Here is a 13,725-nt window from a genome sequence, read left to right on the forward strand (position 1 = left end):
GTGACTCCTGACCGGCGGTGACGAGGGCTGCCGTGGCCGACGGTGCCACAGTTCCGGGATGCTGGCGACCCTCCGCCCGGACGCATCGGTGCCGTGTCAGCGCCGGGTGACGGCGTCGTCGATCGCGGGCCCCATCTGCGGCCACGCGAAGTCGAAGCCGGCGGCGGTCAGCCGCTCCGGGAGCACCCAGCGGCTCTTGAGCACCAGCTCGGACTCGTTGCGGAGCGCCCAGAGCGCGGGCTCGAGCAGCCAGCGCGGGGTGGGCACGCCCACCGGCATGCCGACGGCGCGGCGCAGCTCGGCCATGAGGGTGCGGTTGTCGCTGGGATACGGCGAGGACAGGTTGACCGGCCCGGCGAGCTCGTCGTGCGCCTCGACGAACCGGATCGCGGCGAGCACGTCGTCGACGTGGATCCAGGAGAACTTCTGCCGACCGCCCGAGCGGTGGACCGGCACCGGGCCACCCGTCGGCTCGTCGCCGATGCCCCGGTAGCGGCGGTGCGGGAACCACCAGCCGTCGAGCTGCGGCCCGCCCACCCCGAGCCGCGCGATCCGGGCCAGCAGGTCGGACGCCGGCCCGCCGAGCACGATCGCCATGCGCAGCGCGACCCGGCGGGTGCCCGGCAGGTCGCCGGCGAACAGCTCGCGCTCCCAGCTGCGGGCGACGTCCACCGAGAAGCCGGTGCCGAGCTCGCCGTCGGACTCGGTCTGCGGGCGGTCGGTCGCGTACCGGTAGATGGTGGCGGTGCTGGCGTTGAGCCACAGCCGTGGCGGCGCCGAGGCCGCGCCGATCGCCTCGCGCAGCGCGCGCGTGGTCTCGACGCGCGAGCGCAGGATCTCGTCGCGGTTCGCCTCGGTGTACCGGCAGCCGACGCTCTTGCCCGCGAGGTTCACCACCAGCTCGGCGCCGTCGACGGCGCCGGCCAGGGCGGCGGGGTCGCCCCAGCGCGCGTCGGGCCCCGAGCGCCCCACGCGGGCGACGTCGTACCCCCGCTCGGCCAGGTCGGCCACCAGCCGGTGCCCGATGAACCCGTTCCAGCCGGCGACCACCGCACGTGTGCGCATCGTCATCCCTTCCGTGCCTGCTTGAGGAGCGCCCGCGCGGCCGCCGGCCAGACCCGCGACCTCTGGTCGCGCGCGGCCAGGAGGAGGAGCGCGACCTGGTCGAGCACGCCGTCGACGTCGGGCTCGCCGTAGTGGGCCTGCATCGCGACGCCGTCGCCGATCGAGACGAGCACCTCGGCCATCGCGCGCGGTCGCACCCAGGCCTGGATGTAGCCGTCCGCCTGCATCTGGGCCATGAGCGTGGCGAGGTAGTCCACGAGCTCGGCGTGCAGGTCGCGCAGCGCGGCGGCCAGGGTCGGGTTGGACGACGACGCGGCCACCGCGCTCGCGTAGGCGGCCAGGTCGTCGCGGGCGACGGCGAACGCCCCGCCGATGGTGCGGAGCGCGGCGAACAGCCGCTCCGCCGGGTCGCCGTCGGTGTCGAGGGCCGCGCGGACGGGCGCGATCCGCTCGGTCACCAGCCCCGTCAGGGCCTGCGCGACCAGCTCGTCCTTGGACCCGAAGTGGTAGGTGATGGCCTGCAGGTTCACCCCGGCGGCGCGGGTGATCTCCCGGGAGGTCAGCCCGGCCGTCCCGTGGGCGCGCAGGGCGGCGACGGTGGCGTCGAGCAGGCGCCGGCGGGTGCCCTCGGCGCGGTCCTGGGTCACGGCGCCAGAGTACCTCGCCAGTCATACGTGTGTATGGTCAGGAGGGACGGTCGCCGACGACGGAACCGCGAGGTCACCATGAGCCGCACCGGGTGGTGGGGCACGAAGCGGGCGTGGCAGGTTGTCGCGCTCGGCCTGGTCGTGGCGGCCGCCGGCTACCTGCTCACGGCGCCGATCTACCAGCCGCAGTCCGAGTGCTCCGGGGGAGCGACGTACTCGTCGACGGGCGAGCTCGTCTCGGAGTGGGACACCTGCGAGCCGGCGACGTCGCTGCTCGCCGCCGGGGACATGCCGTACATCGCCGGGGTCGTCGCCCCGGTCCTGCTCGCCGTGCTGCCCCTGGCGGCCCGCGGCCGGGCATGGACCGTGCTGTCGGTGCTCTCGGCGACCTGTCTCGTCGTCTACGTCATGCTCGGCGGGTTGTCCGTCGGCCTGTTCTTCGTGCCCGGCGCGCTGTGCGCGGTGGTCGGCGCCGTGCTGCGTCGTCCGCAGGCGGCACCTCCGGCGTGAACCGCCGCCGTCGCGTACGGGGCCGTGCATGACGAAAGGTTTCCGGCCAGCGCCTTCGCTGGTCAGAGCGCCCTTCTGTTGGCCAGGGTGACAGGATCTGAACCTGCGACCTCTGCGCCCCGAACGGCTGCCGGGGCCAGGGGGCGGTCGCTGAGCTGCGAATCCCCGCACTGGATCGTGGCTGGGTGTCGGCCTACATCGACGGAGTGGTGAGCGACTTCGGAAGCGTCGTGGGCGCCGTCATGGGTCAAGGTCACGTCCACGACCACGCGCCGCACGATCCGCGGGCATCCGGTCCAGGCCACGCCCGACGCCTTCGCGATCCTCGTGACGACGTCCGAGCATGGGGTCACGGTCGAGGTGTGCAGTTCTGTGGGCTCGTTCGGCGACGGGGCGACGTTCAGGCGTCTCCGTGGTAGATCGCGATGGCGTGGGCACGGTCGCGCGCCCCGAGCTTGGCGTAGATGTCGTTGGTGTAGGACTTCACCGTGGCGACCGACAGGTAGAGGGTCGAGGCGATCTGCGTGTTGTTGCGCCCGGCCGCGACGTGCTCGAGCACTTCGGCCTCGCGTGGCGTCAGGTCCGGGAAGCGCTCGCGAGTCGTCCGTGTGGGGGCGAACTGCCGAGCAAGTCGTTCACCGACCTCGCGGGCGAACGTGACCTGACCGGCGGCGGCGGAGCGGATCGCCGCGGCGAGCTCGTCCCGCGTCGCATCCTTGGTCAGGTAGCCGCGTGCGCCGGCGGCCAGCGCACCGCTGATCGAGCTGTCGTCGGCATAGGTGGTCAGCACGAGCACTGCGCAGGACGGGAGCGCGGCGGTGATCATGGCGGTGGCGCGGGTCCCGCCGACACCTGGCATCCGCAGGTCCATCAGGACCACGTCGGGACGATGGCGGGTGGCCGACTCGACGGCTGCAGCACCGTCGGCGGCCTCGCCCACGACCTCGATGTCTGGCAGCAGGTCGAGCATCGTCACGAGGCCGTCGCGGATGATCGCCTGGTCGTCCGCGACCAGGATGCGGATCACTGGAGGACCTCGACGGTCACCGTGAAGGGGTCGCCCTCGGTGACCCGCACCGTGCCTCCCACGGACTCGACCCGTTCACGCAGCCCGCGCAAGCCGTGGCCGCCACCCCGGGAGGTCGGCGAGGCCGCGGTACGGGGCGTCGTGACGATCAGCCGGATCCCGTCGTCCTGGTCCAGCGTGACGGTCGTGGTGACGCCGGGGGCGTGCCGGCGTGCGTTCGTCAGGAGTTCGAGACACGCCATGCGCACCACCTCGACCACGTCGGGCTCGGCCGTGCTCGTCCCCTGGAGGTCGAGGATCGCGTCTCCACCGAGGTCGCGATGCCGGGCCACGAGATCGCGGACGACGACAGCGGCGTCAGAGCCCTGAACGCGGAGTGCTGCGACGGCCCGGCGCGCGTCACCGAGCCCGGTGGTCGCGAGCTCGCGTGCTCCACGTGCACGCTCGGCGGCTGCGTCGTGGCGGCCCGCGTCGAGCTCTGCCTCCAGCGCGCCGAGCTGGACCACGAGGCCGCCGAGGCTGTGCGCCAGGACGTCGTGCAGGTCGCGGGCGAGGCGTGCCCGCTCCTCGAGCGCGGCGACGCGGCCACGTTCCTGCTCGGCCACGACGAGCTGTTCGAGCGCTGCGCGACGCGCCGTCTCGGCCTGGACCGTCCGTCGGCGATTGAGGCTGGCCAGGCTCACCAGCGCCAGTGCCGCGACGGCCGCGACGGCGGTGACCAGGGGAGGGCGGCTCAGTACCGTCCCGAGGGCGAGCAGGACCGCGGATCCGAGGACCGCGCCGACGGAAGGAGCGCGCGGACGGTCGCCGTCGCTCACGACGACGGACACGCCGACGAGCGCGGGTGCGTAGCCCACGAGGTCGGTCCCGGCAGCCGCGGCCGAACCGCAGACGATCATGATCCCGAGCAGGACGTCCGCGGCAGCCGACCGGCGGACGGGGAGTGCCGCCCGCACGACCCACGCCACCAGCCCGATCAGCGCGACGGCGGCCGCGGCCGGCATGCGATCCGAGGCGAGCCGCCCGATCAGCCCGCCGCCGACCAGTACCGCGCCGACACCTGCCACACCCAGCCGCACTCCGCGGCCCGGCGGTGCGGTGGCGCGAGGTCGGGTCATGAAGTGATTGTCACAGGCACACGCTCCCGCTGTATGCGTTCGTACCTTGCGGTCAGCACGGCCAGACGTGCCGCTCGGTTCGCAGCCAGGACCACGAAGAACACTCCGGTCGCGGACGCCAGCCCGAGACCGGCACGATGGCTGGCCACCTCGATCCCCACGCGGACGACGATCAGGACCAGCCATATGACCAGGCCCCACGCTCCCGTGCGGGTCTCCGCGGTGATCGGCGCCCGCGGTGCACGGCCTCGTGCGGCCACCTGCTGCTGCGTCTCCGCGGTGACGGGACGGAACATGGCGATCGCACCCATCCCCACGCCTGCAGCGATCGAGACCACGAACTCGATCACGACCACGCCGATGTCGGCACCAGTGACGGTCAGATCTGATCTCACGAGCAGGTAGACGCCGACCGCCGCCAGGACGAGCACCATCCGCCACATCTGAGCGGGGTCGACCGGCTGCCAGGACGACTGCCGGTACATGATCCACACGATTGCGACGACGCCGATCAACGGAACAAGGAAGCTATGAAGGTTCACATTCATCAGCGTCGGCACGATCCGCCGGTGCTACCACCATCCATGGGTGGGGCCGGGGTGGGGATTCTGCCCGAAGGTCACCAGCGGCCGGCCAACGACGACGACGCGGTGGACGTGGCGCGACGTAGGCACTCACCTTGGCACTCAGCGACTGCGGGCAGCCCATCCGGGCAAGGCGAAAGGCCCCCTGGTCTCAGCGTTTCGGCTGGCCAGGGGGCCTTTCTGGTGGTCGGGGTGACAGGATTTGAACCTGCGACCTCTTCGTCCCGAACGAAGCGCGCTACCAAGCTGCGCCACACCCCGAAGGACTTGCCCCACGTACGGAGAACGTCGTTCTCCTGCGGAAGCCTGCCCAGAATAGCCGACGATCGGGCCTGGACGAAAACGAGGTCCGGCTACCGGGCGGTGAACGTGAGCAACGTCGCCTCGGGGCGGCACGCGAACCGCACCGGGGCGTACGGCGACGTGCCCGCTCCGGCCGACACGTGCAGCCACGCGGAGCCCGCGCCGCCCGTCTCGTCGGGCCGCGGACCGGGCCAGCCGTGCAGGCCGCTGGCGCGCCGGCGGTCGATGTCGCAGTTGGTCACGAGCGCGCCGATCCCGGGCAGGCGCAGCTGCCCGCCGTGGGTGTGACCGGCCAGGACCACGTCCGCGCCGTCCGCGTGCATCCGGTCCAGCACGCGCCGGTACGGGGCGTGCGTGACGCCGAGGTGCAGCACGGCGTCGCGGGTCTCGACAGGCTCGACCAGCGGCGGAGGGGCAGGGAAGTCGTCGCGATCGAGGTGCGGGTCGTCGACGCCCACCAGCGACAGGAGGCGGCCGCCGGCCTCGACCGTGTCGCGACGGTTGCTCAGGTCCCGCCAGCCGGCGGCGACCATCGCGCCGGCCAGCTCCTCGGACGGGAGCTCGGCCGGGCGCGTGTGCACCACCCGGGTGTCGCGCTTCAGGTACCGCGCCGGGTTCTTCGGCACGGGCGCGTAGTAGTCGTTCGACCCCATGACGAACGCGCCGGGCGCCGTCGTGAGCAGCGGCGTGAGCGCCTCCAGCAGCGGCCCGAGCGCGTCGCGGTGGGCCAGGTTGTCGCCCGTGTTCACCACGAGGTGTGGCTCGTACTCGGACAGTGACTGCACCCAGGCGATCTTGCGGTGCTGCGACGGCGTGAGGTGCAGGTCGGACACGTGCAGCACCCGCAGGTCGGGCTGCCCCGCGGGCAGCACCGGCACCGTGACCCGGCGCACCGTGAAGAGCTTGGTCTCCAGGTGGGCGTAGCCGAGGCCCGCCACGCCGGCGGCGAGGACGCCGCCGGCCACCTGCCAGCCGGGGGTCAGTTGTCGCCCCACGCGTCGCCGAGCGAGTCCCAGTCGCCGTTCTTGACGGCGTCCCAGGCAGCCTCCGCGTCGGCGCGGCCCTTGCCCTTGTCGTTCCCCTTGCCGTTGCCGCCGCGGTCGTTGCCCTCGTCGCTCTTGCCGCTGTCGCCGTCGTCCGAGGAATCGCCGGAGGAGCCCTCGTCGGCCGAGGAGTCGTCGCCGCTGTCGTCGGGCGTGGACTGGATGGCCCCGACGCCGACCAGCTTCGGGTCCGCGTTGCCGAAGTCCTTGACCGGCAGGTCGCTGACGGCCTGGTCCATGTACTGCTTCCACGTGGGTGCGGCGATCGTCGAGCCGTACAGGATGCGGTAGTACTGGCCGTTCACCACGTTGCCGCTGGTGTGGTCCTCGTTCGGCTTGTCCGCGTTGCCCACCCACACGGAGGTGGACAGGTTGGGCGTGAACCCGGTGAACCACGTCTGCGCGGACAGCTGGGAGGTACCGGTCTTGCCGGCCACCGGACGGCCGTCCGAGAGGCCGCCCAGCTCACGGGCGGTACCCGTGCCCGAGAAGACCTTCTCCATGGCGTACACCACGGTGTTGGCCACGTTCTCCGGGAGCGCGTCCTTGTTGCACTTGGCGTCCGGGACGTCGTAGTCCTTGCCGCCCGGGCCGGTGACGCTCGTGATGGCGATCGGCGAGCAGTAGGTGCCGCCCGAGGCGAGGGTCGCGTAGGCCGCGGCCTGGTAGAGCGGCGTCGACTCCTGGGTACCGATGATCATCGGGGCCTGGATGTCGATGTCCTTCTCCTTCGGGGCGGTCACGACCTTGCCGCCGTCCTGGACGGACCGGGTCGGGCGGAAGCCCATGTCCCAGGCGGTGCTGCGCAGGTCGCACAGGTTGAGCTGGAAGCCCATCGCCGCGTACGCGGTGTTGACGGACTCGTACGTCGCCTCGAGGGCGGAGATGTAGCCGACCTCGACGCCCTCGGAGTTGGCGGGCGCCCAGGGCTTCGCGGCCGCGAGGTTGCCGACGCAGGGGGTCTGGAAGTCCTGCGGCCAGCGGGCGGTCTTGGTCGCGTTCACGCGCTCGCTCAGCGTGTGGCCCTCCTTGAGCCACTCCGCCAGCACGAACGGCTTGAAGTTCGACCCCACCTGGAACCCGCCGGAGGCGCCGTGCGTCGGGTCCGCCGCGTAGTTCACGCGCGTGGTCCCCTTGCCGCCCTCGGACGGGGTGTAGGGGATGTTCTGCGCCATCGCGAGGATCTTGCCGGTGCCGGGCTCGACGGACGCGATCGCCGACTGCAGCCCGCTGGAGTCACCCGGGTTGACGGCGTCCTTGGCAGCCTGCGCGGCGGCCTTCTGCTTCTTCGGGTCCAGCGTGGTGTGGATCTCGAGGCCGCCGCGGTACAGCAGCTGCTGACGCTCGGACTTCGTCTCGCCGAACACCGGGTTGTTGACGATCTCCTTGGTGACGTAGTCGCAGAAGAACGCGGAGCTGCCGGCGGCGGCGCACCCGATCTCGGTCGGGTTGACGTCCAGCGTCTCCTTGATCGTCTTCGCCTTGGCCTCGTCGCGCTCCTCGGTGGAGATGTACCCGAGCTTCCACATGTTCTGCAGCACCAGGTCGCGACGCTCCTTCGCCTCCTTCGGGTTCACCGTGGGGTCGAAGCGGCTCGGCGACTTCGTGATGCCGGCGATCGTGGCGGCCTCGACGACGCTCAGGTCGGAGGCGTGCTTGTCGAAGTAGTAGCGGGCCGCGGCCTCGACGCCGTAGATGCTGCGCGAGCCGAACTGGGCGGCGTTGAGGTAGCCCTGCAGCACCTCGTCCTTGCTCATCGTCTTCTCGAGGGAGATGGCCATCTTCGCCTCGGTGAGCTTGCGGGAGATCGAGTCCTCGCTCGCCTGGATGACGGCGAACTGGTCGCCGTCCTGCAGGGCCTGGTCGATCAGCATGTTCTTCACGTACTGCTGCGTGAGCGTCGACGCACCCTGCGTGGCGTGCCCGGCCACGTTGTTCGCCAGCGCGCGCGTCATGCCCTGCACGTCGATGCCGCCGTGCTCGTAGAAGCGCTCGTCCTCGATGGAGATCACCGCGTGCTGCATGGTCTCCGAGATCTCGTCCAGCGGCACCACGATGCGGTTCTGCGCGTAGAACGTGGCGAGCAGCTTGCCGTCCGAGGCGTAGATGCGCGACTGCTGCGACATCGGCCGCGGCTCCAGCTCCGCCGGCACCTCGTCGTAGATCGCGACCGTGCTGTCCGCCGCGGCGTTGGCGCCCGCCACCATCGGGATGACCAGTCCGGCGGCGAGGACGCCGCCGACACCGGCCGCGAGGACGAACGCGAGCAGCAGCGCGACGAGCTGCGTCGCCGGCATCGTGCGCGTGATGCGGCGAGGGTCGGATTTGGCCATGCCCACCAGGGTAAGGGTTGGCCCTGTCGCGGCACGGCCAAGCCGGGCCCGGCGCTGTGCAGATCGTGTGGACCGGTCGTGGGAGCGACGGGACGACGGCGGTCGGGGCGGTCGCTGGTTACGATCGCGGCATGGCTACCACGTGGGAGTACGCGACCATCCCCCTGCTGATCCACAACACCAAGGCGATCCTCGACCAATGGGGGGCCGACGGGTGGGAGCTCGTCCAGGTCGTCCCCGGCCCCGACAGCACCAACCTGGTCGCCTACCTCAAGCGCCCCTCCGGCGGGCAGTGATGGGCGGCACGGACAACGGCGCGACGCCGGAGTCGCGGCTCGCCGAGCTCGGCATCGCCCTGCCAGACGTCGCCGCGCCCGTCGCGGCCTACGTCCCCGCCGTCCGCTCCGGTCAGTACGTCTACACGGCCGGCCAGCTGCCCTTCGTCGACGGCGCGCTGCCGGTGACCGGCAAGGTGGGGGAGGGGGACGGCCTCGTCGCCCCCGACACCGCCGCCGACCTGGCACGCACCTGCGCGCTCAACGCCCTCGCCGCCGTCCGTTCCCTCGTGGGCACGCTCGACGGCGCGCGGATCGTCAAGGTGACGGGCTTTGTCGCCTCCGACCCGTCGTTCACCGGCCAGCCCGGCGTGATCAACGGCGCGTCGACCGTGCTCGGCGACATCTTCGGCGACGCGGGCGTGCACGCGCGTTCTGCTGTCGGGGTCTCGGTGCTTCCGCTGGACTCGCCCGTCGAGGTGGAGCTGGTCGTCGAACTCTCCTGAGGTTCTGTCCGCTGCTCTTGGTTGCGGACGCGGGCGGGGACGAGGTCCTTCGCCAGGTCGCGTTCACGGGCCCCAGGGGGCCCTCCACTTCGGGACTTCTACGACCTGGCGAAGGACCTCGTCCCCACCCGCTCCTGCATCGTCTTGCGCGCCGTCTCCTCGTTCGCGCGCGATGGCGCTGGGCACGGAGCGTCGCGCGATGTGCGGCCCCAGCCGCCCCGGTTTCAGGTGGGGACGGGTGCGGCTCCCCGGTCGGGGTACGGCGCCGGCAGATCCCCCACCACGAGGGAGCGCGCCCTCTCCGTGACCGCACGACGGCACGAGCGGGCCCCGAGGCGCGCGTCGGCCGGCGAGGAAGCGGTGGTCGCGCCGTCGTCGAGCGTCAGGACCGCGAGCAGACAGCAGGGCAGGCGGGAGGGGCGTTCTTCGCGCGGTCGTAGAAGTCCCGAAGTGGAGGGCGCCCTGGCGCCCGTGAACGCGACCGCGCGAAGAACGCCTCTGCCGCCTGCGACAGCGAGAGGGTTTCGGCCCGGCCGTGGCCGGCCTGAGAGGTTTCGACAGGCTCAACCAGCGAGGGGTCAGCGAGCCCGGCGCTCCAGCCGGTCGATGTCGAGGAGGACGACCGCGCGCCCCTCGCGACGCACCCAACCGCGGGTCGCGAAGTCCGCCAGGGCCTTGTTGACCGTCTCGCGGGAGGCGCCGACGAGCTGGGCGAGCTCCTCCTGGGTGAGGTCGTGGGCCACGCGGATGCCGTCGTCGTTCGGCTCGCCGAAGCGGGCGGAGAGGTCCAGGAGGGCCTTGGCGACACGGCCGGGGACGTCGGAGAAGACGAGGTCGGCGAGGGTCTCGTTGGTGCGGCGCAGGCGGCGGGCCAGGGCGCCGAGCAGGGTCGTGGCGACGCTGGGGTGCGCGGCGATCCACTGCACGAGGGCCTGGTGGCGCAGCTCGTAGACGAGCGCGTCGGACACGGACGAGGCCGTCGCGGTGCGGGGGCCCGGGTCGAACAGGGACAGCTCGCCGAACATCTCGCCGGGGCCGAGGATCGACAGCAGGTTCTCGCGGCCGTCGCTCGACCGGCGGCCGAGCTTGATCTTGCCCTGCGCGATGACGTAGAGCCGGTCGCCGGGCTCGCCCTCGCGGAAGAGGACGTCCCCGCGGGTCAGCTCGACCGGGACCATGGACTCGAAGAGCGCCTTCGTCTCCTCGGATTCCATGTCCGCGAAGAGAGGGGCGGAGAGCACGACGGTGTCGTCCACAGGATTCCTCACGTGGTTCAGGGGCGGCCTTCCCGGGTGGGTCGGGTCGTCCAGTGGTTGTCAAGAGGGTGTGTTCCGGTTCTCAGTCTGCCTCACCGCACCAAATCGCGGCGCGACGAAGCGCCGAGGGGCGGTGTCGGCGGGCGTCGCTAGGCTCGCCACGTGCCGACGACGCCAGCCTCCGTGACCACTGCCGACGCGACGCCCACCGGGGAGTCGCGCGTCGCGCTGGTGCGTCGCGCGCGCCGCATCGACCGCGAGCTGGCGGTGACGTACCCGGACGCCCGCGCGGAGCTGGACTTCACGACGCCGCTGGAGCTGCTGGTGGCGACGGTGCTGTCGGCGCAGACCACGGACGTGCGGGTCAACGCCACGACGCCGGCGATCTTCGCCCGGTACCCGGACGCCGCCGCGTACGCGGGTGCGGACCCGGCCGAGATGGAGGAGCTGTTCAAGCCGCTGGGCTTCTTCCGCGCCAAGACGCGCTCGATCATCGGGCTGGGGCAGGCGCTCGTCGAGCGGTTCGACGGCGAGGTCCCGCACCGCCTCGAGGACCTGGTGACGCTGCCGGGCGTCGGGCGCAAGACGGCGAACGTCGTGCTGGGCAACGCGTTCGGCGTTCCCGGCATCACGGTGGACACGCACTTCGGCCGGTTGGCGCGGCGCTTCGGCTGGACCGACCAGGAGGACCCGGTCAAGGTCGAGCACGAGGTCGGCGCCCTGTTCCCGAAGAAGGACTGGACGATGCTCAGCCACCACCTGGTGTGGCACGGGCGGCGCCGGTGCCACGCGCGGCGGCCGGCGTGCGGGGCGTGCCCGGTGGCGCGCTGGTGCCCGTCGTTCGGGATCGGGGAGACGGACCCGGTGGCGGCGGCGAAGCTGGTCAAGCCCGGCCCCGTTCGGTGATCGAGCCTGTCGACATCCGCGAGCCGGGTTTCGACAGGCTCAACCAGCGGTGGTGGGGTTCGACAGGCTCAACCAGCGACCTCGGTGATTGAGCCTGTCGAGATCCACGAACTGGGTTTCGACAAGCTCAACCGACGACCGGGCGCGCGACGGCGTGCTCCAGCCAGTCGACGAGCAGCTTGCCGACCTCGTCGGGGGCCTCCTCGGGCAGGAAGTGCCCGGCGCCGTCGACGGTCTCGTAGCGGAAGTCGCGGGCGAGCGCCGCGCCGTCGACGGGGGCGGCCCGGGGGTCCAGGAAGCCGTCGAGCTCGCCGTGCACCTGGAGCACCGGGACGTCGACCGGCTGGCGCAGCGCGGCGAGGTAGCGGCGCCCGTCGGGCCGCGGCGTCGAGCGGACCATCCAACGCAGCGACTCCATGACGGTGTGCGCCGCGAACGGGATCCGCATCACGGTGCGGTACAGCTCGAACGCGTCCGTGCCCAGGGGGCGTGCGGCGCCGTCGCGCAGCACGCGCGCCACCTGGTCGCCGTCGACGAGGCGCCGCTCGGGCAGCGTGGGCAGCTGGTAGGCCGCGAGCAGGCGGCGGGCCAGCGGGGTCAGCAGCCGGCGGCCCGACACGTGCAGGCGGCCGGGGTGCGGGGCCGAGACGGCGGCCACGGCGGTGGTCACGGCGGGCTGGAGCCGGGCCATCGCCCACGCGGTCACGCCGCCGGTGCCGTGCCCGACGACGACCGCCCGGTCGTGGCCGAGCGAACGGATCACGCCGGCCACGTCCTGGGTGCCGGTCGGCACGTCGTAGCCGGACGGCGGCTTGTCCGAGGCGCCGACGCCGCGCAGGTCCATCGCGGCCACCCGGTACCCGGCGTCCGCGAGCTGCGCCATCTGGTGCCGCCACGCCCACCAGAACTGCGGGAAGCCGTGCAGCAGCACGACGAGCGGGCTGCGCCCGCCGTTGGCCCGGTCGGGCCCGGCGAGCGCCACGTGGAAGCGGGCGCCGTTCGCGGGCACGAGCTCGTGCCGCCAGGGTCCGTCGACCAGGGCGCTGGAGAAGTCGCTGGAGTCCGACATCGCGGTCACCGGTCGAACCTACCCGTTGCGGCCGGCCGTGGCCCGTGCGGGGCGCGGCGTCAGCGGGTGGTTCAGCGGGCGGAAGCGGCCCGCCCGGCCGTGCCCGAGCCGTCCGACGCCGCAGCGCCGCCTGTGCCTTCGGCGTCCTCGCCCTCGGTCGGCCGCGGCTCCTTGGGCGGGTCGAACCGGTAGCCGACGTTGCGCACCGTGCCGATGAGCTGCTCGTGCTCGGGGCCGAGCTTCGCGCGCAGGCGCCGCACGTGGACGTCCACCGTGCGGGTGCCGCCGTAGTAGTCGTAGCCCCAGACCTCCTGCAGCAGCTGCGCGCGGGTGAAGACGCGGCCGGGGTGCTGCACCAGGTACTTGAGGAGCTCGAACTCCTTGTAGGTGAGGTCGATGGGCCGTCCGCGCAGGCGGGCGGTGTACCCGCCGGCGTCGATGGCGAGGTCCCCCGCGGCGATCTCCTGCGGACCGTCGTCGACGGGGCCGCGCGCGGACCGCTCCACGACGAGCCGCAGCCGCGCCTCCACCTCGGCGGGCGACGCGTTCTCGAGCAGCAGGTCGTCGGCGCCCCACTCGTGCGTGACGACGGTGAGCCCGCCCTCGGTGAGCACGAGCACGAGCGGCACGGTGAGGCCCGTGGCGTGCAGGAGCCGGCACGTGGTGCGGGCGGCGACGAGGTCCCGGCGCGCGTCGAGCAGCACCACGTCGGAGTCGGGGGCGTCCACCAGGGCCGACGGCTCCATGGGCAGCACCCGGATCCGGTGGTTCAGCAGGCCCAGCGCGGGCAGCACCTCGACCGACCCGCCGGAGGCGGGCGTGAGGATCAACAGCTCGGCCACCGGCACCTCCTCCCGGTCGTCGGACGGTCCGTTCGACAGCGTCCGACAGGTGCGTCCGCCAACGTACCGCGGTGCGGTGTCGATCACACCGCACCCGTCCCGGCCGTGCGACCGGTTCCCGCAGTCTGCCCCGAACCGTGTTGCGGGCGCGTTTCCGATCGACGACCGGACTGTGACGGGGACCGCCCGGAGGTGTCCGTGAGGTGGTCGGCGACCGCGGGCGGGGCCGCGCGGTCTGCGA

The 13,725-nt window shown here is 72.5% G+C and carries 14 protein-coding genes and 1 tRNA gene; 4 read left to right on the forward strand and 11 right to left on the reverse strand.

Translation table 11 applies throughout. The features are described from left to right. Window positions 1-96: 96 nt before the first annotated feature. Entirely contained in the window at window positions 97-1,065 is a 969-nt protein-coding gene (locus AAG589_RS11440) for an epimerase (RefSeq protein WP_430567384.1), read from the reverse strand. 2 nt (window positions 1,066-1,067) lie between these two features. After that, a complete protein-coding gene (locus AAG589_RS11445) occupies window positions 1,068-1,712 on the reverse strand; it encodes a TetR/AcrR family transcriptional regulator (RefSeq protein ID WP_430567385.1) in 645 nt (214 codons plus the stop codon). A gap of 78 nt (window positions 1,713-1,790) precedes the next feature. On the opposite strand from AAG589_RS11445, the gene AAG589_RS11450 reads away from it, so the two are divergent. Next, on the forward strand, window positions 1,791-2,222 hold the full coding sequence (locus AAG589_RS11450; protein ID WP_430567386.1) for a hypothetical protein: 432 nt from the start codon (window positions 1,791-1,793) through the stop codon (window positions 2,220-2,222). 400 nt (window positions 2,223-2,622) lie between these two features. Here AAG589_RS11450 and AAG589_RS11455 read toward each other — a convergent pair whose 3' ends face one another. The 6 genes from AAG589_RS11455 to AAG589_RS11480 form a co-directional block, all read right to left on the reverse strand. Further along, window positions 2,623-3,249, reverse strand: a complete 627-nt coding sequence (locus AAG589_RS11455; RefSeq protein WP_430567387.1) for a response regulator transcription factor — start codon at window positions 3,247-3,249, stop codon at window positions 2,623-2,625. After that, window positions 3,246-4,367: a sensor histidine kinase gene (locus tag AAG589_RS11460; RefSeq protein WP_430567388.1), complete on the reverse strand. Its 1,122-nt coding sequence runs from the start codon at window positions 4,365-4,367 to the stop codon at window positions 3,246-3,248. Before AAG589_RS11460 ends, AAG589_RS11455 begins: the two co-directional genes overlap by 4 nt. Beyond that, on the reverse strand, window positions 4,364-4,927 hold the full coding sequence (locus AAG589_RS11465; RefSeq protein WP_430567389.1) for a hypothetical protein: 564 nt from the start codon (window positions 4,925-4,927) through the stop codon (window positions 4,364-4,366). The genes AAG589_RS11460 and AAG589_RS11465 overlap by 4 nt, the downstream gene beginning before the upstream one ends. A 208-nt stretch (window positions 4,928-5,135) precedes the next feature. Beyond that, a tRNA-Pro gene (locus AAG589_RS11470) sits at window positions 5,136-5,212 on the reverse strand. A 92-nt stretch (window positions 5,213-5,304) separates the two neighbouring features. Next, window positions 5,305-6,249, reverse strand: a complete 945-nt coding sequence (locus AAG589_RS11475; protein ID WP_430567390.1) for a metallophosphoesterase — start codon at window positions 6,247-6,249, stop codon at window positions 5,305-5,307. Next, window positions 6,234-8,630 (reverse strand): transglycosylase domain-containing protein, encoded by a 2,397-nt coding sequence (locus tag AAG589_RS11480; protein WP_430567391.1) that lies wholly within the window; start codon window positions 8,628-8,630, stop codon window positions 6,234-6,236. Before AAG589_RS11480 ends, AAG589_RS11475 begins: the two co-directional genes overlap by 16 nt. 131 nt (window positions 8,631-8,761) lie before the next feature. On the opposite strand from AAG589_RS11480, the gene AAG589_RS11485 reads away from it, so the two are divergent. Together AAG589_RS11485 and AAG589_RS11490 are read left to right on the forward strand one after the other, a co-directional pair. Further along, on the forward strand, window positions 8,762-8,926 hold the full coding sequence (locus AAG589_RS11485; protein ID WP_139820690.1) for a DUF4177 domain-containing protein: 165 nt from the start codon (window positions 8,762-8,764) through the stop codon (window positions 8,924-8,926). After that, complete coding sequence (locus AAG589_RS11490; protein WP_430567392.1) at window positions 8,926-9,411, forward strand: RidA family protein; 486 nt, start codon at window positions 8,926-8,928, stop codon at window positions 9,409-9,411. The genes AAG589_RS11485 and AAG589_RS11490 overlap by 1 nt, the downstream gene beginning before the upstream one ends. A gap of 578 nt (window positions 9,412-9,989) precedes the next feature. Here the strand turns inward: AAG589_RS11490 and AAG589_RS11495 are convergent. Beyond that, window positions 9,990-10,667 (reverse strand): Crp/Fnr family transcriptional regulator, encoded by a 678-nt coding sequence (locus AAG589_RS11495; protein ID WP_416345052.1) that lies wholly within the window; start codon window positions 10,665-10,667, stop codon window positions 9,990-9,992. 162 nt (window positions 10,668-10,829) lie between these two features. Here AAG589_RS11495 and nth point away from each other — a divergent pair, with 162 nt between their 5' ends. Then, complete coding sequence (nth, locus tag AAG589_RS11500) at window positions 10,830-11,573, forward strand: endonuclease III (protein WP_430567393.1); 744 nt, start codon at window positions 10,830-10,832, stop codon at window positions 11,571-11,573. Between the two features lie 127 nt (window positions 11,574-11,700). Here nth and AAG589_RS11505 read toward each other — a convergent pair whose 3' ends face one another. Together AAG589_RS11505 and AAG589_RS11510 are read right to left on the reverse strand one after the other, a co-directional pair. Beyond that, entirely contained in the window at window positions 11,701-12,642 is a 942-nt protein-coding gene (locus AAG589_RS11505) for an alpha/beta fold hydrolase (protein ID WP_430568011.1), read from the reverse strand. Window positions 12,643-12,713: 71 nt separating this feature from the next. Beyond that, entirely contained in the window at window positions 12,714-13,484 is a 771-nt protein-coding gene (locus AAG589_RS11510; RefSeq protein ID WP_430567394.1) for a winged helix-turn-helix transcriptional regulator, read from the reverse strand. Window positions 13,485-13,725: the final 241 nt, after the last annotated feature.

This window comes from Isoptericola sp. F-RaC21 (genome assembly GCF_038593535.1).
Classification (GTDB): Bacteria; Actinomycetota; Actinomycetes; order Actinomycetales; family Cellulomonadaceae; genus Isoptericola.